General features: G+C 72.0%; 20 protein-coding genes. 9 read left to right on the top strand and 11 right to left on the bottom strand.

Annotated elements, in window-relative coordinates; genetic code table 11:
- Positions 1-16: 16 nt before the first annotated feature.
- From ABH920_RS33990 to ABH920_RS33975, 4 genes are read right to left on the bottom strand one after another with little or no spacing between them, the layout of a single operon-like run.
- A complete protein-coding gene (locus ABH920_RS33990) occupies positions 17-493 on the bottom strand; it encodes a hypothetical protein (protein WP_370353344.1) in 477 nt (158 codons plus the stop codon).
- Positions 490-1035, bottom strand: coding sequence for a MaoC family dehydratase N-terminal domain-containing protein (locus ABH920_RS33985; RefSeq protein WP_370353343.1), 546 nt, complete (start codon positions 1033-1035; stop codon positions 490-492). Before ABH920_RS33985 ends, ABH920_RS33990 begins: the two co-directional genes overlap by 4 nt.
- Entirely contained in the window at positions 1032-2180 is a 1149-nt protein-coding gene (locus ABH920_RS33980) for a CaiB/BaiF CoA transferase family protein (RefSeq protein ID WP_370353342.1), read from the bottom strand. Before ABH920_RS33980 ends, ABH920_RS33985 begins: the two co-directional genes overlap by 4 nt.
- Position 2181: 1 nt before the next feature.
- Positions 2182-3384, bottom strand: coding sequence for an acyl-CoA dehydrogenase family protein (locus tag ABH920_RS33975; RefSeq protein WP_370353341.1), 1203 nt, complete (start codon positions 3382-3384; stop codon positions 2182-2184).
- Between the two features lie 69 nt (positions 3385-3453).
- Between ABH920_RS33975 and ABH920_RS33970 the strand changes: the two genes are divergently transcribed.
- Entirely contained in the window at positions 3454-6924 is a 3471-nt protein-coding gene (locus tag ABH920_RS33970) for a BTAD domain-containing putative transcriptional regulator (protein WP_370353340.1), read from the top strand.
- Here the strand turns inward: ABH920_RS33970 and ABH920_RS33965 are convergent.
- Positions 6897-7886 carry an aldo/keto reductase gene (locus ABH920_RS33965; protein ID WP_370353339.1) on the bottom strand — a complete coding sequence of 330 codons (990 nt, stop codon included), beginning with the start codon at positions 7884-7886 and terminating at the stop codon, positions 6897-6899. The two genes, ABH920_RS33970 and ABH920_RS33965, sit on opposite strands and share 28 nt — an antisense overlap.
- 59 nt (positions 7887-7945) lie before the next feature.
- Here ABH920_RS33965 and ABH920_RS33960 point away from each other — a divergent pair, with 59 nt between their 5' ends.
- Entirely contained in the window at positions 7946-8341 is a 396-nt protein-coding gene (locus ABH920_RS33960; protein WP_370353338.1) for a MerR family transcriptional regulator, read from the top strand.
- 32 nt (positions 8342-8373) lie between these two features.
- Here ABH920_RS33960 and ABH920_RS33955 read toward each other — a convergent pair whose 3' ends face one another.
- The 4 genes from ABH920_RS33955 to ABH920_RS33940 form a co-directional block, all read right to left on the bottom strand.
- A complete protein-coding gene (locus tag ABH920_RS33955; protein ID WP_370353337.1) occupies positions 8374-9570 on the bottom strand; it encodes an acetyl-CoA acetyltransferase in 1197 nt (398 codons plus the stop codon).
- A complete protein-coding gene (locus tag ABH920_RS33950; protein WP_370353336.1) occupies positions 9570-11057 on the bottom strand; it encodes an OB-fold domain-containing protein in 1488 nt (495 codons plus the stop codon). The genes ABH920_RS33955 and ABH920_RS33950 overlap by 1 nt, the downstream gene beginning before the upstream one ends.
- 93 nt (positions 11058-11150) lie before the next feature.
- A complete protein-coding gene (locus tag ABH920_RS33945; protein ID WP_370353335.1) occupies positions 11151-13769 on the bottom strand; it encodes a hypothetical protein in 2619 nt (872 codons plus the stop codon).
- A gap of 290 nt (positions 13770-14059) precedes the next feature.
- Positions 14060-15835 carry a hypothetical protein gene (locus ABH920_RS33940; protein ID WP_370353334.1) on the bottom strand — a complete coding sequence of 592 codons (1776 nt, stop codon included), beginning with the start codon at positions 15833-15835 and terminating at the stop codon, positions 14060-14062.
- A 233-nt stretch (positions 15836-16068) separates the two neighbouring features.
- Between ABH920_RS33940 and ABH920_RS33935 the strand changes: the two genes are divergently transcribed.
- The 7 genes from ABH920_RS33935 (at position 16069) to ABH920_RS33905 (ending at position 22300) form a co-directional block, all read left to right on the top strand.
- Positions 16069-17013 (top strand): neutral zinc metallopeptidase, encoded by a 945-nt coding sequence (locus ABH920_RS33935; protein WP_370353333.1) that lies wholly within the window; start codon positions 16069-16071, stop codon positions 17011-17013.
- Between the two features lie 420 nt (positions 17014-17433).
- Positions 17434-17748: an integration host factor, actinobacterial type gene (gene mihF, locus ABH920_RS33930; protein ID WP_015793934.1), complete on the top strand. Its 315-nt coding sequence runs from the start codon at positions 17434-17436 to the stop codon at positions 17746-17748.
- A 98-nt stretch (positions 17749-17846) separates the two neighbouring features.
- The gene (gene gmk / locus ABH920_RS33925) at positions 17847-18452 is read left to right on the top strand and encodes a guanylate kinase (protein ID WP_370353332.1); all 606 of its coding nucleotides are present in this window, start codon (positions 17847-17849) and stop codon (positions 18450-18452) included.
- Positions 18453-18565: 113 nt separating this feature from the next.
- Entirely contained in the window at positions 18566-18847 is a 282-nt protein-coding gene (gene rpoZ, locus ABH920_RS33920) for a DNA-directed RNA polymerase subunit omega (RefSeq protein WP_015793932.1), read from the top strand.
- Positions 18848-18928: 81 nt separating this feature from the next.
- Positions 18929-20152 (top strand): bifunctional phosphopantothenoylcysteine decarboxylase/phosphopantothenate--cysteine ligase CoaBC, encoded by a 1224-nt coding sequence (coaBC, locus tag ABH920_RS33915; protein WP_370353475.1) that lies wholly within the window; start codon positions 18929-18931, stop codon positions 20150-20152.
- A gap of 126 nt (positions 20153-20278) precedes the next feature.
- Positions 20279-21478 carry a methionine adenosyltransferase gene (metK, locus tag ABH920_RS33910; RefSeq protein ID WP_370353331.1) on the top strand — a complete coding sequence of 400 codons (1200 nt, stop codon included), beginning with the start codon at positions 20279-20281 and terminating at the stop codon, positions 21476-21478.
- 207 nt (positions 21479-21685) lie between these two features.
- Entirely contained in the window at positions 21686-22300 is a 615-nt protein-coding gene (locus tag ABH920_RS33905; protein ID WP_370353330.1) for a TetR/AcrR family transcriptional regulator, read from the top strand.
- A 1325-nt stretch (positions 22301-23625) separates the two neighbouring features.
- Here ABH920_RS33905 and ABH920_RS33900 read toward each other — a convergent pair.
- The gene (locus ABH920_RS33900) at positions 23626-24783 is read right to left on the bottom strand and encodes a Gfo/Idh/MocA family protein (RefSeq protein ID WP_370353329.1); all 1158 of its coding nucleotides are present in this window, start codon (positions 24781-24783) and stop codon (positions 23626-23628) included.
- Positions 24780-25535, bottom strand: a complete 756-nt coding sequence (locus ABH920_RS33895; protein ID WP_370353328.1) for a sugar phosphate isomerase/epimerase family protein — start codon at positions 25533-25535, stop codon at positions 24780-24782. The genes ABH920_RS33900 and ABH920_RS33895 overlap by 4 nt, the downstream gene beginning before the upstream one ends.
- Between the last annotated feature and the right edge of the window lie 24 nt (positions 25536-25559).

Genomic DNA, 25559 nt, shown 5'->3' with positions numbered 1-25559 from the left:
CTCGTTCTCTCGCTCGCTAGGGGCGCCAGCGCTCGCCGCGCCGCGCCCACGGGTTGTCGTCGGAGTCCACCGGCACGGCGATCCGCGCGGAGCAGCCGGTCTTGGAGGCGTCGCCGACCGTCAGATCGACCTCGACCTCGACCCAGCCGCAGCCGGCCTCGTCCACCGCCACGCCGGTGACCGTGCCGCTGATCGCCATGGTGTCGCCGGGGAAGACAGAGTCCTTCATCCGGAAGCGCATGCGGCCGGGACGGCCGTGCGGGCCGGTCCAGTCGGTGAGGTAGCGCTCGAACCACGCGGCTTGGTTGGGGGTGTTGAGGAAGATGTCGCGGACGCCGTTGCGCTCCACGGCGAAGGCGTGGTCGTGGTGCATCGGGCGCCAGTCGCGGGTGGCCAGGGCGCCGAGGACGACGGTCGTGGCGGACACGTCGTAGGTCAGCGTCGGCAGCACGTCCCCGACGGCGATCGCGTCCAGCGTGAGCAGCGGTTTCATGCGGTCGGGTCCTCCCGGTTGTAGCCGAACCCGGTGTACGACTCGATCCCGCACAGCTCGCCGCGCACGTTGCGGTACTCGACGTCGATGGTCCAGAACCGCCCGCGGCCGAGCTTGGTGGTCTTCACCGGGCTCACCGAGCGCAGCCGCTGGCAGGTGGTGAGGATGTCCCCGGGCCGCACCGGCTCGTGGAATACCGTGGTGAACTCCGCGATGATCGCCTCGGGCAGGTTCAGGCGCTTCTTGAGGTCGAAGTGGACCTGGAGCGGCAGCTTGGGTTCGTCCTGGCCGGGGGACCAGTGGTGCGGACGGAACCACGTCGAGAGCATCGACGGCGGCGCGATGGGCCCGCCGGTGACTTCGGCGGCCGCGGTGTCGTCCCAGTACAGCGGGTTGCCGTTCTCGACCGAGGCGCAGGAGGTCCAGACGTAGCCGCGTTCGACGGGGAAGTCGGCGGTCTCCTCGTAGCTGGTGCGGTCGATCAGCGCCGTGACGTCGGCGGGGAGGTCGCCGGGATGGTCGTCGGGATGGTTGTCGGTCATGCCACGGCGCCTTCCGCCAGCAGTTCCTTGATCTCGGCTTCGGTGAATCCGGCCTCCAGCAGCAGCTGCGCGCTGTGGGTTCCGGAGGGCAGCTGGTAGGGGAGTTCCGAGCGAACCATCCCGGCCAGCAGCGGGGCGGTCTGGCGCAGGTCGCCGTGCTCGGGGTGGACGGCCGCAGCGAACGCGTCCCTGGAGCGGTATTGGGGATCCTCGACCAGCTCGGCGACGGTCAGGACCGGTGCGACGCAGGTGTCTGATCCGGACAGGATCGCGACCCACGAGTCCCGGTCCCTGGCTGCCAGTGCGGCGGCGATGTCCTCGCGGACCTGGTCCTGGACCGCGTCATCGGTCTGATGCGCGGCCCACTTCTCCAGCCCGAGCAGCCGGCAGAAGTTCGCCCAGAACTTCGGCTCGATCGCGGCGACCGCGAGCCAGCGGCCGTCGCCGGCCCGATAGGTGCCGTAGCAGGCGTAGCGGCCGGAGGTCATCGAGTGCTGATAGCCGGGTTCGCTGCCGGTGGCCAGGTACTCGTCGACCGCCAGCGACATCAGGGACAGGACGCCGTCGGCGACGGAGACGTCCAGGTACGCGCCCTCGCCCTTCACGAGCGCGGCGAGGATGGCGATCACCGCGTGCATGCCGCCGCCGGCGCTGTCGGCGAGGGTGGCGCCGGGCAGCGCCGGGTTGCCGCGCGCGCCGGGCTCGCCGACGGCCAGGTAGCCGCCGACGGCGAGGTAATCGAGGTCGTGCCCGGCCCACTGGGAGCTCGGCCCGGACTGGCCGAAGCCGGTGGTCGAGCAGTAGACGATCTTCGGGTTGCGCTCGCGCACGGCTGGAAACCCGATGCCCAGCCGATCGGTCACACCGGGCCGGAAGGACTCGATGACGACGTCGGCGCGCTCGGCCACGCGCAGGAAGGTCTCGCGGCCGCGGTCGGCCTTCAGGTCCAGGAGGATGCGGCGCATGCCGCGGTGGCCGCTGTAGGCGTGGAAGACCGGCGTGATCTGGACGGCACCGCGCGCGGGCACGGCGCCGACGTTCACGACCTCGGCCCCGTAGTCGGCGAGCCACCGCCCGGCGCGCGCCGCCGGCCCCACGCTCGCCAGATTCAGGACCCGGACACCCGCCAGAAACGGAGTCCCCATCTCAGAAGTTCTTCGGCAGGCCCAGGCGCCGCCGCGCGATGATGTTCTTCTGCACCTCCGACGTCCCGCCCCCGATCGTGTCCAGCACCGTGTACCGGTACGTCGACTCCGCGCGCCCGGCCATCGGCGCCTCCTCCGTGCCGACCCGCAGCTGCGAGCCCGGCGCGGCCAGGTCCATCGCGGCGTCGGCGACGCGTTGCGAGAGCTCCGTCGCGTAGAGCTTGTACTCGCTGGCCTCGGTGGTCGGCGGCGGCCCCGGTTTCGTCGAGGCCGCCACCACCCGCAGGCCCATCAGGCGCGCCACTTCCGCCTCGGTGGCCAGGCGGGCGATGCGGCGGCGGGTCACCGGGTCCGCGCGGACCGGTTCGTCGTCGACCTCGGCGGCGCGGACCCAGTCGACCAGCAGCTGGAAGCGCGCGGCGATGGGGGAGTAGGTGAACATCGTGAAGCGTTCGAGGTCCAGCGCCTCGGAGATGTACTGGAAGCCCTTGTTCAGCTCCCCGACACGGTGGTCGTCGGGGACGAAGACGTCGTCGAAGAACACCGAGTTGGTGCGCTCGTCGCCCATCGTCCAGATGCCCTGGACGGTGATGCCGGGGTGGTCCAGCGGGACCAGGAACAGCGTGATGCCGAAGTGCTTCGGCGCGTCGGGGTCGGTGCGGGCGCCGACCCAGTACCACTCGGCGAAGTGCGCGGAGGTGGTCCAGGTCTTCTGGCCGTTCAGGATCCAGCCCTCGACGCCGTCGCGGGTGGCGCGCTCGGCCTTCAGCTTCATCGACGCCGCGTCCGAGCCGGAGTCCGGTTCGCTGTAGCCGACCGCGAACTCGACCTCGTTGCGCAGGATCTTCGGCAGGAACTCCTGGCGCAGCGCCGGCGAGCCGTGCGCCAGGATCGTCTTGCCGATGATGCCCACGCCCTTGCCGATCTGCGGGGCCCCGCGCCGGGCCAGCGCCTCGTTCAGCAGGTACTCGTACACCCCGTCGCCCTCGGCCCCGCCCCACTCCTTGGGCCAGGTGATGCCCAGCCAGCCGCGCTCGCTCATCTTCTTCATGAACGCGCGGCGCGCCGGGGTGTCGACGATCTGCGCCATGTTCTCCCGGGTGACGTCGAAGACGCTGGTGTCCCCGGGCACCTGTTCGGTGTCGAGGAAGGTTTCGACGTCGGCGGCGAAGGCCCGCTGCTCGGGCGTGAAGTCGAAGTCCATAGTGCGGTGAACATATATCTGACGGCGTGTCAGATCAATACTCGCCGACCGCGCGCGTATCCTGCCCGGGTGGCAGACAGCGCGTGGCGGTTCAGCGTCCTCGGCCCGGTGCGCGGCTGGGGCCCGCACGGCGAGCTGGACCTCGGCTCGCCCCAGCAGCGCGAGCTGCTGGCCCTGCTGGTGCTGCGCCCCGGCCGCGCCGCCATGGCCGAGGAGCTGATCGACGCGCTGTGGGGCGGCGACGCCCCGAAAGGCGCGCTGAGCACCATCCGGACCTACGCCTCGCGGCTGCGGCGCGCGCTGAGCGGGGGTGCCGACGGAGTCGGTGGCGTCGGTGGCGTCGGCCGCACCGGCGGCGTCGGCCGTACCGGCGGTGTCGGCGGTAACGGCGGCGCCGAGTCCTCCGTCGGCGCGCCGGGCCCGATCAGCTCGGTGGCCGGCGGCTACGCCCTGACCGTCGACCCCTCGGCGGTGGACGCCCTGGCCTTCGAAGCCGGCCAGGTGGTCGCGGCCGGACTCCGGGCCGACGGCGACCTGATCGGCGCCGCCCGCCGGCTGCACGAGGCCCTGGCACTGTGGCAGGGCGAACCGCTGGCGGGACTCACTGGACCGTTCGCGGTGGCGCAGCGCGCGCAGTGGACGGAGCGCCGGCTCGGCGCGCTGGAGGCCAGGATCGCGCTGGACCTGGAGGTCGGTCGCTACGGTGCGGTGACGGCGGAGCTCGCGGCGCTGGCGGCGGAGTTCCCGCTCCGAGAACGTTTCCGCGAACTGCAGATGCTCGCGCTGTCCCGCAGCGGCCGCAAAGCCGAGGCACTGGCCGTCTACGACCAGACGCGGCGCACGCTGGCCGAGGAACTCGGCGTCGATCCGGGACCGGATCTGCGGGCGCTGTACCGGCAGGTGACGGCCGGGGCCGCGGACACCGACACCGTGAACGGCTCCGGACGCACGGCACGCGACTGGGCCGCCGTGGCCGGCGGGGCGTTCGGGCTGCCGCGGGTCCGGTCGGGGTCCAGGCCCGACGACGCCGGCGCAGCCGCCGGTACCACCGCCACCGCTGCCACGGGTGCCATCGCCGCCGCCGGCGCCGCCACCGATCGGCGCGCCGCGGATCCGCGCACTGCCCACACGGCCGGAGCTCAGGCCCAGGCACTGCGTCCCAACGCTTCGGTGCATCCGGTCGCATCAGCGGCCTCCTCGGCATGCGCCGGGCACACAGGTCCGGCGCAGCTCCCGGCCGACGTCGCCGACTTCACCGGCCGGGCCGACTGGTCACGGCAGCTCCTGGAGCTGATCCAGCCCGGCGACGCGATGCCGTTGGCGGTGCTCTCCGGTATCGGAGGCGCGGGCAAGTCCACCCTCGCCGTCCACACCGCGCACCTGGCGGCGTGCAGGTTCCCCGACGGCCAGCTGTTCGCGGCGTTGCGCGGGACCGATCGCGAGCCGGCCGATCCCGGCGGCGTGCTCGGCGGGTTTCTCAGGGCTCTGGGAGCAGACCCGGGAGCCGTCCCGGACACCCTTCAGGAACGCTCCCAGCTGTTCCGGAACACGCTGGCCGGACGCCGGGTGCTGATCGTCCTCGACGACGTGCGCGACGCCGAGCAGATCCGTCCCCTGCTGCCCGGCACCCCCGGATGCGCGGTGCTGGCGACCAGCCGGTCCCGGCTGACCGGCGTCCCCGGCGCGCGCCTGCTGGAACTCGGTGCGTTCGACCCCGACGAGGCGCTGGCGCTGTTCGGCGCGGTGGCCGGCCAGGACCGGGTCCTCGGGCACGAGGCGGCGGTGCGCAAGGCGGTCGCGGTGTGCGGCCACCTGCCGCTGGCGGTGCGGATCCTGGCCTCGCGCCTGGCCGCTCGGCCGCACTGGACCGCCGAGACGCTGGCCGGGCGGCTGTGCGACGAGGCCCGGCGGCTGGACGAGCTGCGGGCCGGGGATCTGGCCGTGGAGGCGACGTTCCGGCTCGGGTACGAGCAGCTGCGGCCGGACCAGGCGCACGCGTTCCGGCTGCTGGCCGTGCCGGACGGCCCGGACATCGGCGTCGAGGCGGTCGCGGCGCTGCTGTGCTGTTCGGAGCCGGTCGCCGAAGAGCTCGCCGAGGGCCTGGTCGACCTGTGCCTGGTGGAGTCGCCGAGCCCTGGGCGGTACCGGCTGCACGCGCTGTTGCGGATGTTCGCGCGGCGGTTGGGCGCCGACGTCGACGGCCCGGACGCGCACCGCGCGGCACTGGATCGCTTAATCCGTTATTACCTCGGGGTTTCCGCTGTCGCCGCGTCGGCGGTGAATCCGTGTGCCGCGAACCTGGAGGGGCTGATATCGGCGCCCGCGGTCGCCGGCGCGCCGGTCGGCTCGGCGGACTGCGCGGCGTGGGGGGAACGGGAGCGGGAGGCGGCGTGCGCGGCGGCCACCCAGGCGCTGCTGAGCCGGCACGGCCGGGCGGCGCGCGCCGCCGGGGTCGGCGATGTGGATCAGAGGGCTGATCCGATCGGCGCGGGCGCCGGCGGCGGCTTGATCGAGCCCGTCGACGTGGTCGACGCCTGCGCCGATCTCTTGTACTGGCAAGGGATTCTGTGCCAGTCCGGTCCCGGCGACCAGGATCTGGCCCGGCTGGCGGCCGTCGTCATCGACGAGGCCGATCGGGAAGGGAACCGTCGCGCGGAAGCCATCGCGCGGTTCGAGCTCGCGCACTCGCTGTCGCAGTGCTGGTACCTGGCCGAGGCGGAGGTGCAGGCCGCGGCCGCCGTCGCCCTGGCGCGCGACCTCCCCGAGCCCGGATATCTGTTGGAAGCGCTGTCGGTGCTGTCCGCCAACCACTGGCGGGCCGGGCGCGACGAGGAGTCCATGCGGGCCGCCGCCGAGGCGCTGCACTTGCTGGAGCGGGCCGGCGCCGGCTGGGAGCAGCTGTCGGAGGCGCAGCTGAACCTCGCACAGAGCCTGTGCCGCGTGCAGCGGCCCGCGGAGGCGCGGGAGCTGGCGGAGCGGGGGTTGGCGCTGCGGCGGGCCCACGGGGACGCCAGAGGCCTGGCCGACGGCCTGCACTCCACCGGGATGGTGTTGCGCGAGGCGGGCTTTCCCGATCGGGCCGCGGCCTGTCTTCGCGAGGCCCTGGATATTCACCGGGGCATCGGGCAGCACCGGCGGCTGGGCTGGTCGTACCTGCGGCTCGCCGAGGCGCTGGCGGACCAGGGCGTGGACCACGAGGCGCTGGAGGCGGCCGGGCAGGCGGTCGAGACGCTGACCGCCGCCGGCGACCGGCCGGGGCGCGGGCTGGCGCTGGCGGTGGTCGGCCGGATCCGCGAGCGGTTCGGGGATCCGGCCGGGGCGCGGGCGGCTTGGCAGGATGCTTATTCGGTGTTCGAGGGGACGTCGTCGCCGGTGAGCGTCGAGCTGCGCAAGCTGCTGGGGTTGGACGCCGCCTCCGGCGGCGCGGCCGGGCCCGAGGCGGCGGCCGCGCGCCCCGCCGAGCAGTGGCCGCAGTGGATGCCGCGGCGCCCGGTGCCGCCGCGCGGCCGGGGTCAGGCGGCTGTTTCGGCGACCGCCTGAGCGACCGCGTCCGCCAGCGCCGTGACCACGTCCCGCGGCACGTCCAGCGCCCCGAGCGCGTCGTCGAGCTGCGCCACCGAGCTCACCCCGACGACCGGCACGATCGCCGGGTCGCCGCGCAGCAGCCAGGCCAGCGCCAGCTGGGTGCGCGTCACCCCGGCCTCGTCGGCGACGTGCCACAGGGTCCTGAGTCGCATCCGGTTCTCCGGACTCTGATACTGCCGGGGCAGCGGCCGGTCCGGCCGGACCAGCGAGCCCTCCAGCAGCGTCGCGTACGCCATCATCGACACTTCGCCGTCGCGCACCATGGCCAGCAGCTCGTCGTCGGCGGTCTCCTGCGGCGAGGAGAAGCCCGCGCCGGGCAGGGCCCGCAGGTAGGCGTGCCGCTGCTGGACCGCCGTGTAGCCGGGGACGTCCAGCGCCTCGGCGGCCGCCCTGGCGCGCTTCACGCGCGACGTCGGGTGGTTCGAGACCCCGGCGACCGCCACCTTGCCCTCCGCGATCAGCTCCGCGAAGGCGCCGACCGTCTCGGGGAACGTCACGGAGGTGTCCTCGATGTGCGCGAACAGCACCTCGACGTGGTCGGTCCCGAGCCGGGCCAGGCTGCCCTCCGCCGCCGCCTGCACCGCCGGCGCCGACAGGCCCTCGGCGTTGCGCGGCCAGGGCGCCGCGAACGCCGGATCCGGCTGCGCGCCGAGCTTGGTCGAGATCACCATCTCCTCGCGGCAGCCGCGCGATGCCAGCCAGCGCCCCAACAGGTCCTCGCTCTCGTGGCCGGTCGCGCCGTCGACCCAGAAGGCGTAGCAGTCGGCGGTGTCCAGGAAGGTGCCCCCGGCCTCGCGGAAGCGGTCGAGGATGGCCACGGACGTCGCCTCGTCGGTGGTCGTGCCGAACATCATCACACCCAGCGCGAGGGTGCTCACCTGCGGCCCGGTCGGACCGCCGAAGGTCGTGTACTCCATGCCCGCCATCCTGGAATCTGGAGCGCGCTCCAGGTCAAGCTCTCCTACGATGGGGCGCTATGACGACCGAGAACTACTCCCCGGCACAGACGGTCGAGATATCCGGCTTCTCCCTGGACACGCTGCGCTACTACGAGCGGATCGGGCTGATCGAGCCCGTCCGCCGCGCCGCCGGCGGCCACCGCCGCTACACCGACGACGACATCGGCTGGCTGGACATGCTCCGCTGCCTGCGCGGCACCGGAATGCCGATCGCGCAGATGCAGACCTTCGCCGAGCTGGTGCGCGACGGCGACGGCACGGTCGCCGAGCGCCTGGCGCTGCTGGAGGAGCACGACGCGAACGTCGAGGCGGAGATGGCGCGGCTGATCGAGTTGCGGCGGAAGGTGCGGGAGAAGATCGCGTATTACCGGGGGGCTTTAGCCGAGATGCCGGTGGAGTGCGTGCGGGATTAGGCGGTGATGGCGCTGCTTTCAGCCCGCCTTTTTCAGCCCACCTTTGTTCCCAGAATCGACACAAAGCCCACCATTTCGCCCGGATATCCGCCAAGATTGTGCGTCAGCGCTAGCTCCCGCTGGCCGAACGTCCCGATCCGCCGCGGCTCCGGCGCCTCGCCGCGCAGCTGAAGCCAGGCCTCGTACATCATCCGCAGCCCGGAGGCGCCGACCGGGTGACCGAAGGACTTCAGCCCGCCGTCGGGGTTGACCGGCAGGTCGCCGTCGAGGTCGAAGGCCCCGGAGAGCACGTCCTGCCAGGCCTTGCCGCGGTCGCAGAAGCCCAGGTCCTCCATCAGGACCAGCTCGGTGGGAGTGAAGCAGTCGTGCACCTCGGCCATCGCCAGTTCGCGCCGCGGGTCGGTCACGCCGGCCTGGCGGTAGGCGTCCTCGGCGGCGGCGACGATCTCGGGGAAGGTCGTGTAGTCGTAGGCCGGATCGCCCAGCGGCAGGCCGTTGCCGGCGACCAGTGACAGGGCTTTGACGTACAGCGGCTTGTCGGTGTACCGCAGCGCGTCCTCGGCGCGGACGACGATCGCCGCCGCCGCGCCGTCGGCCACGCCGGCGCAGTCGAACACCGACAGCTCCCCGGCCACCCGCGGCATCGCGAGCAGCTGCTCGACCGGCCATTCCCTGCGGAACTGGGCTTTGGGATTGCGGGCGCCGTTGGCGTGGTTCTTGGACGCGATGCGGGCCAGGACCTCGCGCATCTCCTGCGGGGCGACGCCGTATTTCGCGCCGTACGCGGGCACGACCATGGAGAACATCGCGGCGGCGGTGACGGTGCGGGCGGTGCCGTCGCCGGGGATGGGGAAGGCGTTCAGTCCCTGGTAGCCGGAGTCCTTCACCTTCTCGACGCCGACGGCCATCGTGACGTCGTAGGCGCCTGAGGCGACGGCGTAGGCGGCCTGGCGCAGCGCTTCGGAGCCGGACGCGCAGTAGTTCTCGACGCGGGTGACCGGCTTGCCTTCCAGCTCCAGCGGCCGGGCCAGCGTGATGCCGCTCATGCCCGACTGCGCGGTGCCGAGCCAGTAGGCGTCGATCTCCTCCTTGGCCAGGCCGGCGCCGGTGAAGGCCTCGGACGTCGCCGACAGCAGGAGTTCGTCGGCGCCGCTGTCCCAGTGCTCTGCGAAGCGGGTGCAGCCCATGCCGACGATCGCGACGCGGTCCTTGATGCCGTGCGAGGCCATCAGCGGGTCTCCTGTTCGGGGTCGGCGGAGCGGACGGGGCGGCGGCCGGGGCTGCGGACGGGGCGCGCCTTCCAGAAGTAGTTGTGGATCCCGTCGGCGGTGCTCAGGCGGCGGAAGGTGGCCTCCACGCGCAGCCCGATGGCGACCTCGTCGGCGTCGACGTCGGTGAGCTCGATCGGCAGGCGGCCGCCGCCGTCGAAGTCGACGACCGCGAACACGACCGGCGGGCTGGGGGAGTACGCGAGGCGGTCGACGGTGAACGTGACGATGGTGCCCTCGGTGCTGGCGGCCGGGTGCGGGGCGGCGTCGAAGGCGGACGGCGGGAGGTGGACGGTCGTCCCGTCCGCGCTTTCGGTACCGACGAGTGCGAACTTCCAGTCGGCAGCGCGTGCGGCGGCCGAGGCGGAGGTGCGGGCCGGCTCGGGGCGCCGTGGCGGCTCGACGGGGAGGAAGCCGCGCCAGGCGAGGTAGCGGCCGTAGGGGACGCTGCCGGCGGCCGCGAGCTGGTCGGCGACGGGGCGTGCGGGGCGGTGGGCCGCGAGGGCTTGCGTCGTGCGCCACAGGAAGGCGTCGGCGCCGTCCGCGAGGACCAGGAGGGCGATGGTCTGGCCGGGCCGCGCGACTTCGAGGGCTGAGGCGAGCAGGAGGGCGGGGTGGGCCGCGCCGGTGGTGCCGACGGTTTTGGTGAACGGGTCGTGGTGGCGTGCGGCGGGCACGCCGGTCTTCTTCAGGACGGACTTCACGGCGCGTTCGTGGGTGCCGGCTATGAGGAGGATGTCGATGGCGTCTGGTGTGGTTGTGCTTGCGGTTGCCGTCGGCGTCGCCGCGAGCAGGGCATTCCAGGCTTCGGTGGCGAGGGTGGTGTAGCGCGTCTCGCCGAAGCGGTCCTCCCACGTCTTCGAGGCCTGATCCCCAGGAGTGCGCCAGCGGTCGAGGAACTCCTCGGTGGTGCTGGTGTGGGCGAGGAGTTCGGCCAGGACCGGGGTCTCGGGAGTTCCCTCGCCGATGAGCAGGGCGGCGGCCGCGTCGCCGCCGGCGGACTCGTCGGCGCTGCCGGGGCGGCCGGTGCGCAGGTCGGAGGCGACGACGAGGTGGGTCCCGGTGCCGCTCAGGGCGGCGTCGAGGGCGGCGGTCGTCGAGCGGACGGCTCCGGTGGCGTCGTAGGCGGCGGTGGTGCGGGGGAGGCGGAGGGCGGCGTGGACGGCGGTGGCGTTGGTACGGTCCTGGTAGGCGGGGGTGGTGGTGGTGAGCCACAGGGTTCTGATGGTGTCGGGGAGCTTGGGGCGGTCGGCGCTGGCGCCGTTGCCTGGGCCCTCCGGGTGCAGCGCGGCGCGGGCGGCGGCGACGGCCATGGTCGTCGTGTCCTCGTCGTAGGAGGCCACGGCGCGGGTACCGGTTCCGCCGCCGGTGCCGGCCACGGCGGCGATGGCGGTGCGGTCCAGGCGGCGGTACGGCAGGTGGACGCCCCACCCCAGGATTCCTCGCATGGCGGCATCGTAGCGGAAATCTGATGGGGCGTCAGATTGCGGGCGGCGCTGCCAGAACCGGTGCGATCGCCGAGATAGCCGAGATAGCCGAGATCAGGGCACTTCCCCAGCCAGCTCCTCCAACCCGAGCCGGATGAGCTCCCCGGACACGTCGCGCTCCAGATCGCGATGACACGCGCAGCGCCGCAGCGGCACGTTCAGCGCCATGCAGATCGCCGCACCGTAAAGCCGCACGGTCCGCGCCTGGTTCGCGGACGTCGCACCGGCCGGATGCGAGATGGCCCCGGCGACCAGATCCGCCAGCATCTCGCGCTCCCGCGCCACCCCGAGCCACCGCATACCGGCCCCGGCAGTCGAGCGGACCGCCGCCCCGGCCGAGGGCGCGAGCCCGTCGACATTGCGTGCGATGCGCGCCAGCGCGGTGCAGTGGGCAGGACTCCACTCGGCGTAGCAGCGCTGCCACAGTTCGGGCCCCAGGACCGTCGACAGCACGGTGCGCAGCGGCGGCTCCGGCGCCGGCTCGGCGAAGCCCGGGACGATGAAGTCGGGGACGGCGATGTCGTCGGGGCGCGCGGCCGAGGTCGCGGCGGTGGTGGCAGGCGTCGTGGTCGGCCCGGTGGTGGCGGCGGCGCGCGCGGTAGCGCCGCCTTTAGCGGCAGTGGGCGTGGGCGTAGCGGCGCGCGTGGGTGCGGGTACGACGGCCGGGTGCGGGTCAACGAGCGTCGGCGGATCAGCCGCCGCGGCAGCCGCCGGACCAGGCCGTGGCCTGCGCTGACGCTGAGGCAGCGGCGGCCGGTTGGCCGTCGGCTTCAGCGGTGCCATCGGCGGAATGAAGCCGGGACTCAGGAACTCGGGAACGACAAGCTCATCAGGATCGATCGGCGGCATGCGATCGATGAGCGTCGGCGGATCGGCCTCCGGCTCGGAATCAGCACCCGGCAGCGGCCTGCCAACCCCCTGACCAACCGGATCCACCTGCGCACCGAGCACCACGCTCCGCATCGGCGCGATCCGCGGCACTTTGCGTGGCGGCGCGGCATCGGCACCCTCAGCCGGCTCAGAGGGCTCAAACTCGATCCGCGGCAGCGGCCGGGTAGGCGCCTCGTCCCGAAAGAGCGGACGCGCACCGATCCAGTCAGGATCCAAAGCCCGCTCCCTGCGCAACAACGGACGCTGCTCCGCAGGCCGCGCCTCAGCCTCAGGCTCATCAGCGACTTCCTCAGCCTCGACGCGACGCTTGCGCTCAGCACGCTCCCGGTCGAGGTAGGACGCCTGACTGATCGGCATGGCAGGCACGCTGTCCGAAGCCTTCCGAATCGGCGCGCCCGACATGCGCACCGACTCGGAATCACCCAGGTCAGGCCCGGTCTCAGCCCCATGCCCCGATTCCGGCCCCGATACGGCAGGTTCCGGCCCCGACCCAGCCACGGCTCGCACCCCCCGCCTCTGCTCAGGCACCTGCGCCACCTCGGATTCGCCCTGCTCACGCCGCACCGCGCCAGCCCCGCGCTCCTGCACAGGCACCGCCTCGGGCTCCCGCATCCCGGAGTCGGGCTCGACCCGCTCGCGCTGCGCCGCGCCAGCCCCGCGCTCCTGCTCGGGCGCGAGCTTGGGCACCTGCGCCGGCTCGGATTCGGCCTGCACGTGCCGCACCGCGCCAGCCCTGCGCTCCTGTACGGGCTCTCGTGCGAGCTCGGGCACCGGCTCGGATTCAGCCTGATCGTGCGGCGCCGCGCCAGTCTCGCGCTCCTGCTCGGGCACCTGCGCCGGATCGGATTCGGCCTGCACGCGCCGCACCGAGCCAGCCGCGCGCTCCTGTTCGGGCTCTCGTGCGAGCTCGGGCACCTGCACCGACTCGGACTCGGTCTCCTCGCGCTGCGCCGCGCCAGCCTCGCGCTCCTGCTCAGGCGCGAGCTTGGGCACCTGCGCCGGCTCGGATTCGGCCTGCACGTGCCGCACCGCGCCAGCCCTGCGCTCCTGTACGGGCTCTCGTGCGAGCTCGGGCACCTGCACCGGCTCGGATTCGGCCTGTTCGTGCGGCGCCGTGCCAGCCTCCTGCTCCTGCTCGGGCTTGGGCCCATGCGCCGCCGGCTCGGATTCGGCCTGCAGGTGCCGTACCGAGCCAGCCGCGCGCTCCTGTTCGGGCTCTCGTGCGAGCTCGGGCAACTGCACCGGCTCGGACTCGGTCTCCTCGCGCTGCGCCGTGCCAGCCTTGCGCTCCTGCTCCTGCTCGGGCGCGAGCTTGGGCACCTGCGCAGGCTCGGACTCGGCCGGCCCGCGCCGCACCGAGCCAGCCCCGCGCACCTGTTCGGGCTCTCGTGCGAGCTCGCGCACCTGCACCGACTCGGACTTGGTCTCCTCGCGCCGCGCCGAACCGGTCTCCGGCTCGGCCGCATCCCCGGCATCTTCAGCGTCCACCGCGACCCGCTCCACCTCGCCAGCCTCCGCCGCCTGTGCGCGCCGGTTCCGCTCGCGGTCCAGGTAGGACCGCTGGCCGACCGGCCCGGCGGCTGCTGCCTCCGGCTGCGCCTTCTCCGTCATCAGTGCCTCGTCACCGGGGGTGCCCGCTGCGGGGTCGGGCGACTCCTCGTCGGGGGCTGGCGTTGTGCGGGCGCGGAGTTCGCTGGCTCGCGCCATCAGGTCGGCGCGGGCGGTGGTCCAGGCGGTGGGGGCGGTGGTCAGGGCCGGGTTGGTGAGGGTGATGGTGCGCATCGCGTGGCGCGGGGGGTGGAGGGCGGTGCCGCCCAGGTTGCGGTGCTGGGGGCAGCGGGTGCTCGGTTCGCGGACGTGGCGTTGGCACGGGCTTCCGTCGCGTGTCGGCGCGCCGCAGTGAAATGCCATGGAGGCAGTTTCCCGATTCCGGCTCGGGTCTGTCATGCGGTTCGTACCAGATCGTTAACACGGGAATCCCGTAGTGGGCGGTCGGCGGGCCTTCGGGGCCTTACGCGGGGCATACATGAGCCCTGCGATGATCGCGTGGGAAGCCTTGTGGCAGGCGCTCCTCACTGCGTCTCAGTGCTCCCCAATATCGCCGACGTCATCTGCCCCATGTCGCTGAAGTGAACCGCCGCGCCGCCGGTGACCGCCGTGATCTTGTTCAGTAGCGTCAGATCCACGTCTGTCCCCAGCGCCACCACGAACACCCGCACCGGCCGCGCCGGATCGAGCGCCGCCTGCAGCTTCGCTATCAGCTGGTCCGAACTCATGCTGTTGAGGTTGTCGTCCTTGCCGTCGGTGAACACCGCGACCGTGTTCACCCGCGTCGGGTCCCAGCCCTTCTGCACCGCCTGGTACGCCGCCAACAGCGCGTCGTACAGCCCGTTGCGCGACCCCGGCTTGTCCGCCAGCGCCCCGTACGCCGCCGTCATCCGCTGTCCGTGCGTGGCCCCGCCGGCGTCCGCCGAGCCCAGCTCCGCGATCGGCAGCACGTGGTCGATGACCGTCGAGCCGGGCGCGTCCCGCGTGGTGGTGAACGTCCACAGCCCCATCGCCGCGTGGCTGCCGAACAGCTTCATCGCCTTCTCGCTCGCGCCCGCCGTCAGTTCCAGCCGGGTCTGCCCGGTCCCGGCCACCGTCTGCGCCATCGACCCCGACACGTCCACCACCGCCAGCATCCGCAGCTGCCGTGTCAACGTCGCCCACAGCGCCAACGCCTGCGGCGCCAGCCCGTAGTCGGCCCGCGTGGCCGCCGCCAGCTGGCCCCCGTGCAGCTCCGGATCCGCGGCCAGCACCTGCGACGGCGCCCCGTCCGGCGACCGGAAACCCTGCTGCCGCAACGCGTCCTGAGCCGTGGTCTGCAGGTACGTCAGCAACGCGTTCGCCGCCACCGCGTGCGCGTTGTCCGCGCCGTTGAGCACCACCAGCGGATAGTCCAGCGACGCCGAGCCGTCCGACGGATACAGCGCCGCCAGAGGCACCGCGGGCTTGCGGCTGTTGTACCGGAACACCTCCTGCTCCGACGCCGGAAACGCCGCGACGTCCGCGGCCGGCTTCGCCAGCAGCGCCGCCATCGAGCCCGCGACGTTGTCCGCCATCCCCTTGACGAACCCGGTGATCCCGACCTTCAGCTGCGGATCGTCCACCGCCTGGGCCAGCATCCCGTCCAGCACGATCAGCGCCGACAGCCCCGCGCCGTCGTGCGTCGGATCGGCGATCGCCACCACCGGCGCCGCCCCGGCCTTCGGGTTCAGAGCGCTCGGCGCCGCCTGGCTCTGCGCCAGCGCCAGCTTCACCAACTGCTCCCAGCTGAACGCGCCGCCTCCGCCCAACAACCCCGCCACCGGCTTCGGCGAAGCCACGACCGTCGGCGAATCCGCCACCGAGCTCCCGTTCTGCGGCAGCGCCGCCTGCCCGGTCCCGGTCGCCCGCGCCAGCTCCAGCCACAGCGACGTGTCCGGGATCCACACGTCCGGCCGCCCCCGCACCCCCGCCGGCGCCGCGCCGCTCCCGGCCAGGTAGTGCGCCATGTCCGCGGAGTCGGCCGACGTCATCACCACCCGCACGCACGGCACCGGCTGTGGCGTGAGTACCGGCGCCAGCACCCCGGCCAGGTCCGGGGCGACCACCGCCGAGACCGTCGTCGGCCCGGTCGCCGGGCACACGGCCTGGCCGCCGGCCGCACCGTCCCCGCCGTTACCGGACGCGTGCCGGTGTCCCGCCGCGTACCAGGCCGCCCCGCCGGCGGACGCGCCCAGCACCAGCGCGACGACCAGCGTGATCGGCACCGACACCCGGGCGCCACGCCGCGGGGAGGGACGGTGGTGGTGCCCATGCGCCATGGCGGCGGTTCCTTCCGTGCGGCCTGCGCCACTCCCGATGTGACCTGTGACACTCGCGGAACGCGCGCAGGCTAGTAGCTCAGGGCTCGAATTTCTAGACACGGGGCGACGGCGGTCGTTACCGTGCTCCCGGCCGCACCATCCGCCGCACTCCCCGCGTGCCTCCACGTGCCCCCGACCGCGCTCCCGCGTGTCGGCGCGGACCCGGGCGATTCGTCCAGGAAGATTGCGATATGCAGTTCGACGACGACGCCCAGCTGGACTCCGGCCAGGTCCGCGACGAGCGCGGCTCCGGCCCCTCCCGGGGCGGCGGCCTCGGCGGCGGCTTCGGCCTGCCCGGCGGCCGCGGCGGCCTGGTCGGGCTGATCCTGGCGCTGATCGCCGCAGTGGTCGGCGTGCCGCTGGCGCTCACCGACGGCTCCGGGACGTCCTCGAACTCCCTGTCCTCCTCCGGCAGCGGCACCGCCACCGGCCCCGTCACCAGCGGCTCGCTGGCCGCCAAGTGCCGCACCGGCGCCGACGCCAACGTCAGCGACGACTGCCGCGTGGTGGCCGTGGTGAACTCCGTGCAGAACTACTGGAGCGGCTTCTTCGCCCGCAACAACCAGAAGTACCCGCCGGCCCAGACCGTCATCTTCAGCGGCGCCACCCGCACCGCCTGCGGCAACGCGACCTCCGCCGTCGGGCCGTTCTACTGCCCGGGCGACCGCACGGTCTATCTGGACCTCGGTTTCTGGCAGGACCTCAAAACGAAGTTCGGCGCGCGCGGCGGACCGTTCGCGCAGGCCTACGTCATCGCGCACGAGTACGGCCACCACGTCCAGAACCTCACCGGCGCGCTGCGCAACAGCCAGTCGTCCCAACAGGGTGCGAACAGCGGTGCGGTCCGGGTCGAACTCCAGGCAGACTGTTACGCAGGGCTCTGGGCGCACTCCGCGACGACGACGAAGGACGCCGGCGGCAGGGTCCTGATCAAGGACCTCACGAAGCAGGACATCTCCGACGGACTGGACGCCGCGGCCGCCGTCGGCGACGACCGGATCCAGGCCCAGTACCAGCATCGGGTGACCCCCGAAACCTGGACGCACGGCTCGGCGGCGCAGCGTCAGCAGTGGTTCCTCACCGGTTACCAGACAGGGAACTTCCAGTCCTGCGATACTTTCTCCGGCGCGCTCTGAACCTCCGTGCGATATTCCGTCCTTGTCCTGGTGTTGCTCAAAGCGTGGATGCGTCACAGGCCGAACGCGGTCGTGACCGATACCCCGGCGCGCCCTAATGCCGGTTCGGACAAACGTATCTGACGCGATATCAGGGGCATGACGGTGTGATTCGAGCCCTGAATTCCGCCTCGAATTACGCCGGACTCACCCCCTTTTCGCCGGATTTGCACACCGGTCCAGCTCACGAGAAGCGCCGATCCCCTCTCCTTGCCCCCGACTACGGGTGTACGCTGCGGATTCGTTCCACCAGTTGTATCCACGGGTCTCGTCCGCCAGGTGAGGTCCCGTATGTCTTGGGGGAGTTCGAGGCATGTCATAGGCCTCGGTCGAACTCGGACAAGTCCACCGACAGTACTCGAAGTCCAGAGGTGAACAGGCGTGGCTCTTCCGCCCCTCACTCCAGAACAGCGTGCGGCCGCACTTCAGAAGGCAGCCGAAGCGCGGCGTGAGCGCGCCGCCCTGAAGCTCCGTCTCAAGGCGGGCGGCGTGACGTTGTCCGATGTCGTGCGCGAAGGCCAGAAGAACGAGATCATCGGCAAGATGAAGGTCTCGGCTCTTCTGGAATCGATGCCCGGCATCGGAAAGGTCCGGGCCAAGCAGATCATGGAGCGTCTCGATATTTCCGAGACGCGCCGTATCCGTGGGCTCGGCGCCAATCAGATCGCATCGCTGGAGCGTGAATTCGGCGCGTGACGTCAACCGAACCCCGGCGCTTCTCTGAGACGCCGAGGTGAGGTGACGCGGTACAACCGTCGGAATCGCGGCCCTGCGGCCCGGTACGATCTTCTCTCATGAGCGATCGCGCCGGAACGGACGGCCACGGTTCCGACACCACCGCCCCCGCACTGTTGACAGTGCTGTCGGGCCCGTCGGGCGTCGGCAAGACAACCCTTGCCAAGCACGTCCGCGAGGTTCACCCCGAGGTGTGGCTGTCAGTCTCGGCCACCACCCGCGCGCCCCGGCCCGGAGAGGTCGACGGGGTGCACTATTTCTTCTACGACCGGCCTACTTTCGAGGACCTGATCGCCAAGGGCGAGTTCCTGGAGTACGCCGAGTACGCCGGCAACATGTACGGAACCCCGCGCCACGCCGTCGAGCAGCGCCTGGACGCCGGCCAGCCGGTCCTGCTGGAAATCGAGCTGCAGGGCGCGCGCCAGATCCGGGCCGCGATGCCCGCCGCCCGCCTGGTCTTCCTGGCCCCGCCCACCTGGGAGGTGCTGGAGCAGCGGCTGCGCGGCCGCGGCACCGAGCCGGAGGACGTCATCGAGCGGCGGCTGGCGACCGGCCGCGTGGAGCTGGCCGCGGAGAGCGAGTTCGACGTGACGATCGTGAACACCACGGTCGAGGCCGCCGCCGCTGAGCTGGTCGAGCTGGTCACCACCGGTACGAACGTCTGATCTGTACTTATCGAAAGGCGGATCAGGAGGTCGGGGCTCGGCAAACTGGTATCCTTGGCGGTCTGGGCCGTGCAGACCCAGAAATGATCTTGCTGCGACAGGAGTCCTCACGCGTGTCCGCCACTGAGCCCGAAGGCATCATCAACCCGCCGATCGACGAGCTGCTCGACGCCGCCGGCTCCAAGTACAGCCTGGTGATCTACGCGGCCAAGCGCGCTCGGCAGATCAACGCCTACTACTCCCAGCTCTCCGAGGGCCTGCTGGAGTACGTCGGCCCGCTGGTGGACACCCACGTCCACGAGAAGCCGCTGTCGATCGCGCTGCGCGAGATCAACGCCGGCCTGCTGACCGCCGAGCCGATCGAGGCCGGCGCGCCCGGCTCGGTCATCCAGTAGCGGCTTCATTCCGGCGCCGACCCCAGGTCGGCCGTCGCGCACTGATCCCATTAGGGTCGAAGCGTGACTGAAGAATCTTCGATGCCGTCGCCCACCGTCGTTCTCGGCGTGGGCGGCGGCATCGCCGCGTACAAGGCCTGCGAGCTCCTGCGGCTGTTCACCGAGTCCGGGCACGCGGTCACCGTGGTCCCGACCGCCGCCGCGCTGCACTTCGTCGGCGAGCCGACCTGGGCCGCGCTGTCCGGGCGGCCGGTGGCCACCGAGGTGTGGGAGCACGTGCACGAGGTGCCGCACGTGCGCATCGGCCGGCACGCGGATTTGGTCGTCGTCGCCCCGGCCACCGCCGACCTGCTGGCCAAGGCGGCCCACGGTCTGGCCGACGACCTGCTCACCAACACCCTGCTGACCGCCACCTGCCCGGTGGTCTTCGCGCCGGCCATGCACACCGAGATGTGGGAGAACGCCGCCACCGTCGAGAACGTCGCGACCCTGCGCCGCCGCGGTCTGCACGTCATCGAGCCCGCCGTCGGCCGGCTCACCGGCGCCGACGCCGGCAAGGGCCGGCTGCCGGACCCCTCGGCGATCTTCGAGTACTGCCGCTCGCTGCTGGCCCGCGGCACCGCCGAGGCCGATCTGACCGGGCTGCACGTCGTGGTCTCGGCCGGCGGCACGCGCGAGCCGGTCGACCCGGTGCGCTACCTCGGCAACCGCTCCTCGGGCAAGCAGGGCTACGCGCTGGCGAGCACGGCGGCCGCGCGGGGCGCGCGCGTCACCCTCGTCGCGGCCAACACCGCGCTGCCGGACCCCGCCGGGGTCGATGTGGTGCGGGTGTCGACGACTTCGGAATTGCGCAATGCGGTGCGCGCCGCGGCCCGGGACGCGGACATCGTGGTGATGGCCGCGGCCGTCGCGGACTTCCGGCCCGCCGAGCCGGCCGATTCGAAGATCAAGAAGGCCGACGACCTCTCAGCCCCTGAGATTCGCCTGGTCCAGAACCCGCACGTGCTCCGTGAGCTCGGTCACGAGCGGATACGGACGGGGCAGACGGTGGTCGGGTTCGCTGCCGAGACCGGTGATGCGCACGGGACGTGGCTCGAACACGGCCGCGCCAAACTCGCGAAATACGGCGTCGACCTGCTGGTCGTCAACGAGGTCGGGGTGGACCTGACCTTCGGCGCGGACCACAGCGCGGCGGTCGTGATCGGCGCGGACGGCTCGGAGGACCCGATTCCGGACGGTCCGAAGGAACGGCTCGCGGACGTCATCTGGGACCGGGTACTTAAGCTGCGGACCCCTACCGACTAAACTGGTGCCGCGGTCGTTTCGATCTTCGTGACAAAGCACGCGCCGACCAGGCGCGTGCGTGTCGTTCCGGGACCGGGGCGTCGCGTCGACCTGTAGTCAGCAGCCGCTGCGAACTGAGGAGTACCCATGTCCGGTACCGTCCGCCGCCTGTTCACCTCCGAATCGGTGACCGAGGGGCACCCCGACAAGATCGCCGACCAGATCAGCGACGCGATCCTCGACTCGCTGCTCAAGGACGACCCGAAGTCCCGGGTCGCCGTCGAGACCATGCTCACCACCGGCCAGGTGCACATCGCCGGCGAGGTCACCACCACCGCGTACGCCGACATCGCGCACCTGGTCCGCGAGACGATCCTGGCCATCGGCTACGACTCGTCCAAGAAGGGCTTCGACGGCGCCTCCTGCGGCGTGTCGGTGTCCATCGGCTCGCAGTCCCCGGACATCGCCCAGGGCGTCGACGACGCCTATGAGGCGCGGGTCGAGGGTGACACCGACGAGCTCGACCGCCAGGGCGCCGGCGACCAGGGCCTGATGTTCGGCTACGCCTGCACCGACACCCCGGAGCTGATGCCGCTACCGATCGCGCTGGCGCACCGCCTGTCGAGCCGGCTGGCCGCGGTCCGCAAGGACGGTACCGTGCCGTACCTGCGCCCGGACGGCAAGACCCAGGTGACCATCGAGTACGACGGGCACAAGGCGGTCCGGCTGGACACCGTGGTCCTGTCGACCCAGCACGCCTCCGACATCGACCTGGACAACCTGCTCACCCCGGACATCCGCGAGCAGGTGGTGGCGCCGGAGATCGCCGCCCTGGAGCTGGACACGTCGGACTACCGGCTGCTGGTGAACCCGACCGGGCGGTTCGAGATCGGCGGCCCGATGGGCGACGCGGGCCTGACCGGCCGGAAGATCATCGTGGACACCTACGGCGGGATGGCCCGGCACGGCGGCGGGGCGTTCTCCGGCAAGGACCCGTCGAAGGTGGACCGCTCGGCGGCCTACGCGATGCGGTGGGTGGCGAAGAACGTGGTCGCCGCCGGGCTGGCGGAGCGGTGCGAGGTGCAGGTCGCTTACGCGATCGGCAAGGCGGAGCCGGTGGGGCTGTTCGTGGAGACGTTCGGTACCGGGCTGGTCGAGGACGTGAAGATCCAGGAGGCGGTGCTGCAGGTGTTCGACCTGCGGCCGGCCGCGATCATCCGGGACCTGGACCTGCTGCGGCCGATCTACCAGCAGACCGCGGCTTACGGGCACTTCGGCCGGGATCTGCCGGACTTCACGTGGGAGCGGACCGACCGTGCCGAGGCGCTGAAGAAGGCTGTCGCGTAGCGGGTTTGGTTTCTTGGGCCCCGGCTTCCCGTTTTGGGGGGCCGGGGCTTTTGCGTGGGCTGACGCCGGGGGCGCCGGGCGGTGTGCGATCGGCACCGATCGGTACCGTCTGATGTCAACGCATTGCGTTCAATACGGTACCGTTCGATTCCGTTCCACACTTCAGCGCTGGCGCTCCCGCGGAACCGATCGATACCATTGACGGTCATGGCGGTACAGGCGCGCGAGCGATTGCTGACGGCGGCCGAGGACCTGTTCTACGCAGAGGGAATCCGCGCCGTGGGGGTGGAGCGGATCCTGACGGTGTCGCGGGTGGGGCGGGCTTCGTTCTACCGGCACTTCGCGAGCAAGGACGAGCTGGTGATCGCCGTCCTGACCCGGACCGACGAACGCTGGCGCGCGTGGCTGCGGGAGACCATCACCGGCTACGGGCTGCCGGCCGTCGAGCGTCCCATCGCCGTCTTCGACGCGCTGGGGGAGTGGCTCGACGGCGCGGGCTACCGCGGCTGCGCGTTCATCAACGCCATGGTCGAGGCCGCGGACCGCAGCAGCCCCGTCCACGAGGTCGCGGTCGCGCACAAGGACGCCGTCACGGACTACCTGGACCGCCTGCTGGCCGAAGCGGGCCGCGACGACCACGAGAGCCTCGCCCCGGAACTGATGCTGCTGGTCGAGGGCGCGCTGGTGACCTCGCTGCGCGAGGGGACGTCGGAGGGCGCGGCGCGTGCCGGACGGATCGCCCGGGTGCTGCTGGCGCGGCAGCCGGACCCGCGGGACGCGGTGCGGCGGCGGTTGCGGGTAGTGACGGGCGGGATTCGGTAGGCGGGCCGGGTTTTGCCGGGCGGCTGCGCTGGCATTTTGTGGCGCCCTTGCTTGGTGTGTGGGTGTGGGTGTGGGTGTGGGTGGCTGGGGTGTGGTGGGTGCGTCGGGTGCGGTTTGGTGGTGGGTTTTAGGAGCTTTTTACGGCTTCGCAGGGTTTTAAGAAGGATCCGCTGGGTGGCGCAGTTCGGTGGTGCCCCGCAGGTTGCGTTGGCGGCCGGCGGTTGTGCGTGTGCACGACCGCGCACCGGTCCGAGTCACTGCGCATGCGTTGCGTAGGCGGCAATCGTCGAGCGTGGTGGGCACCAACAGTCAAAGACAGGGCCTCCGGCGGCGCCTGCGCGGCGAGCGGCCTCGCTCCGGGGAGGGGGGCCGCGCTGTCTGCCGGCGGACACTGCTTGTGGTTGCCTTTGTCCCGGGTTCCCCGTCGCGTCGTCGCCTGACGGAAGCAGACCGGTCCGGTGGTATCAAGTCGGACCCCTGCTGCTGTGGTGCGGTTTCGTGCGACTTGACACCACCGGCCCGGTCAGCTTGGCTACGCCCGCCGACGCGACGGGGAACCCGGGACAACCCCGGCCTGTGGTGTGGACACGGTCCACTCGGGCGCGCACACCTGCGGGTGGTGACGTGGCGTGCCCGAGACGCGGGAATCCTTCCCACAGGTGGGGTTGTCCCGGATCCCTCGTCGCTGTCGGCGGTGCTTGCACAACCAGCCCGGACTGGCGGTGTCCGGCCGAACGCAGCCCGACCACAGCAGCGTGCGATCCGGCTGGACACCGCCAGGCCGGGATGGTTCCCTTTAGGGCGACGTCAGCGACGAGGGATCCGGGACGCGGCGACCAACACACGGACCGCCGCCGAGGCGGGGGGTTGGGGATCCCTCAGAGTCTCGAGTGCCCCCGCCGGAGGCGCCTGCTTTTGACTGTTGGTGCCCACCACACGCGGCCGCCGCCCGCCCACGTGACGTGTGCGCAGTGACTCGGACCGGTGCGCGGTCGTGCACACGCACAACCGCCGGCCGCCAATGCGTCCCCAGGCACACCACCGAACTGCGCCACCCAGCGGATCCTTCTTAAAGCCGTGCGAAGCCGTCAAAAAAGGCCCTTGACTGTCAACCCGCAAACAAACCGCAGCCGCCACCAGCACCCACACATAGGTCAGCAGCGCCCATTTTGTTAGGGCATAATCGCCCCTTATGTGCATGTATACCGGATGCTGCCGACAACTCGGCGGGCTGGGAGCATGCGCATGGTCCCGACCAACCCGACCGACAACGACCACGCGCCGCCATCGCATGAAGCGAGGCGGCGCGCGTCGAGCCCACGCTCCTAGAGCGTCGCCTCCAGCGGGTCCCAGCCCTCCGGCAGCGTCTCCAGCTTCTCCGTCCAGGCCGGCACGTCCTCGAACGCCGCGCTCTGCGTCGAGGCCGCGATCGCCGCCATCACGTCCAGCACGTGCAGTGCCAGCTCGCCGGATGCCCGGTGGGCGGCGCCGGTGCGCAGGGCTCGGGCCATGTCCAGGACGCCGATGCCGCGGCCGATCGAGGTGCCGGTGGCCGGGATCTCCTCGGTGTCCTTGGAGCCTCGGCGGCGGAGGTGCAGGGTGCCGTCGAAGTTGTTCGGGTCCGGGACCAGGAGGGTGGCTTCGGTGCCGGTGATCTCGATGCTCTGGCGGGGCAGTGGTGAGTCGAAGCTCAGTGTGGTGGTGGCGCCCGCGCCGTCGCGGAACTCCAGGAGGGCCGTGACGTGCGTCGGGACCTCGACCGGGAACTCCGTCCCGGCCTTGGGTCCGGAGCCGATCACGCGGGTCTCGCGCGCCTTGTGCCCGCTGGCGGCCACGGTGCGGACCGGGCCGAGCAGCGCCACCAGCGCCGTCAGGTAGTACGGGCCCATGTCGAACAGCGGGCCCGCGCCGTGGGCGAACAGGAACTCCGGGCTCGGGTGCCAGCTCTCCGGCCCCGGACTCTGGAACGCCGCCGCGCCCGCGACCGGTGTTCCGATCAGGCCGGAGCCGACCGCGCGCAGTGCCGACTGCAGGCCCGCGCCGAGGAAGGTGTCCGGTGCGTTGCCGACGCGGACGCCGTGCGCCGCCGCCTCCGTCAGCACCTGGCGCGCCGCCGCCGGGTCCAGCGCCAGCGGCTTCTCGCCGTAGACGTGCTTGCCGGCGGCGACCGCGGCCAGGGCCACCTCGGCGTGGGCCGCCGGGATGGTCAGGTTCACGGCCAGTTCGACCTCGGGCAGGGCCAGGACGTCCGGGACCGGGCCCGAGATCGGGACGCCGAACTCCTCGGCGGCTGCTGCGGCCCGTGCGACGTCGATGTCGGCGATCGCCACGACCTTCAGGTCCGGGAAGCGGGTCAGGTTGCGCAGATACTGCGAGCTGATGTTGCCGGCGCCGATGACCGCGACGCTGACCGGGCCCGACCGCGCCCCGGCGCCCCCGCCGGCGCTGACCCCGTTCGCGCCGCCCCCGCTGACCTCGCTCACGCCGCCTCCAGACCGTTCACGTAGGCCAGGCTCGCGGCCAGCGCCTCGAAGATGTCCGTGGCGCACTCGTCGAACTCGATGACGCGCCAGGCGTCGCGCGGCGCGGCGGCCAGCACGGCCGGGACCGGCATCGCGCCGGTGCCGACGGCCACGTTCGGCTCGCCCTTGACGGCCGGGCCGTCCTTGACGTGCAGCGCCACCACGCGCTCGCCGAGGCGCTCCAGGACCGCCGGGGTGTCGGCGCCGCCGACCGTGGACCAGTAGGTGTCGATCTCGAACACCACCGCCGGGTCGACCAGGTCGACCAGGATCTCCAGGGCGTGCCGGCCGTCGAGGACGGGCTCGAACTCCCAGTAGTGGTTGTGGTAGCCGAAGCGCAGGCCGGCCTCGGCGGCCTTGGCCGCCAGCGCGTTCAGCGTGTCGGCGGCGTGCTTGAGGCCGTCGTGGGTCTTGAAGTCGTCCTCCGGGATGCCGGCCGGCAGGATCGCCAGGTCGGTGCCGATGGTCGCCAGCGCCTCGAACACCGGCGCCGGGTCCGGCTCGCGCAGCAGCGCCATGGCGTGCGCGCCGGAGACGCTCAGGCCCAGGTCGTCGGCCAGGGCGCGGAAGCCCGCCGGGTCGTTCGTCGGGTCGTAGGGCTCGACGGCGGTGAAGCCGATGTCGGCGAGGCGCTTCAGGGTGCTCTCGCGCTGCGTCGAGTCGGTCAGGTGGTCGCGGACGGAGTAGAGCTGCACGCTCGGGTTGCGGGTCATGGCCTGGCCTCGGTTAGAAGTGTT

Source organism: Catenulispora sp. EB89, assembly GCF_041261445.1.
GTDB lineage: Bacteria > Actinomycetota > Actinomycetes > Streptomycetales > Catenulisporaceae > Catenulispora.
Note: the sequence above shows the minus strand (reverse complement) of the source record. Positions and strands in the feature narration are given on the sequence as shown.

Bases quoted from the DNA above. Each gene is read 5' to 3' on its own strand.
- ABH920_RS33990 (WP_370353344.1), bottom strand. From the start codon at position 493: ATGAAACCGCTGCTCACGCTGGACGCGATCGCCGTCGGGGACGTGCTG.
- ABH920_RS33985 (WP_370353343.1), bottom strand. From the start codon at position 1,035: ATGACCGACAACCATCCCGACGACCATCCCGGCGACCTCCCCGCCGAC.
- ABH920_RS33980 (WP_370353342.1), bottom strand. From the start codon at position 2,180: ATGGGGACTCCGTTTCTGGCGGGTGTCCGGGTCCTGAATCTGGCGAGC.
- ABH920_RS33975 (WP_370353341.1), bottom strand. From the start codon at position 3,384: ATGGACTTCGACTTCACGCCCGAGCAGCGGGCCTTCGCCGCCGACGTC.
- ABH920_RS33965 (WP_370353339.1), bottom strand. From the start codon at position 7,886: ATGGAGTACACGACCTTCGGCGGTCCGACCGGGCCGCAGGTGAGCACC.
- ABH920_RS33960 (WP_370353338.1), top strand. From the start codon at position 7,946: ATGACGACCGAGAACTACTCCCCGGCACAGACGGTCGAGATATCCGGC.
- ABH920_RS33955 (WP_370353337.1), bottom strand. From the start codon at position 9,570: ATGGCCTCGCACGGCATCAAGGACCGCGTCGCGATCGTCGGCATGGGC.
- ABH920_RS33950 (WP_370353336.1), bottom strand. From the start codon at position 11,057: ATGCGAGGAATCCTGGGGTGGGGCGTCCACCTGCCGTACCGCCGCCTG.
- ABH920_RS33945 (WP_370353335.1), bottom strand. From the start codon at position 13,769: ATGCGCACCATCACCCTCACCAACCCGGCCCTGACCACCGCCCCCACC.
- ABH920_RS33940 (WP_370353334.1), bottom strand. From the start codon at position 15,835: ATGGCGCATGGGCACCACCACCGTCCCTCCCCGCGGCGTGGCGCCCGG.
- ABH920_RS33935 (WP_370353333.1), top strand. From the start codon at position 16,069: ATGCAGTTCGACGACGACGCCCAGCTGGACTCCGGCCAGGTCCGCGAC.
- gmk (WP_370353332.1), top strand. From the start codon at position 17,847: ATGAGCGATCGCGCCGGAACGGACGGCCACGGTTCCGACACCACCGCC.
- coaBC (WP_370353475.1), top strand. From the start codon at position 18,929: ATGCCGTCGCCCACCGTCGTTCTCGGCGTGGGCGGCGGCATCGCCGCG.
- metK (WP_370353331.1), top strand. From the start codon at position 20,279: ATGTCCGGTACCGTCCGCCGCCTGTTCACCTCCGAATCGGTGACCGAG.
- ABH920_RS33905 (WP_370353330.1), top strand. From the start codon at position 21,686: ATGGCGGTACAGGCGCGCGAGCGATTGCTGACGGCGGCCGAGGACCTG.
- ABH920_RS33895 (WP_370353328.1), bottom strand. From the start codon at position 25,535: ATGACCCGCAACCCGAGCGTGCAGCTCTACTCCGTCCGCGACCACCTG.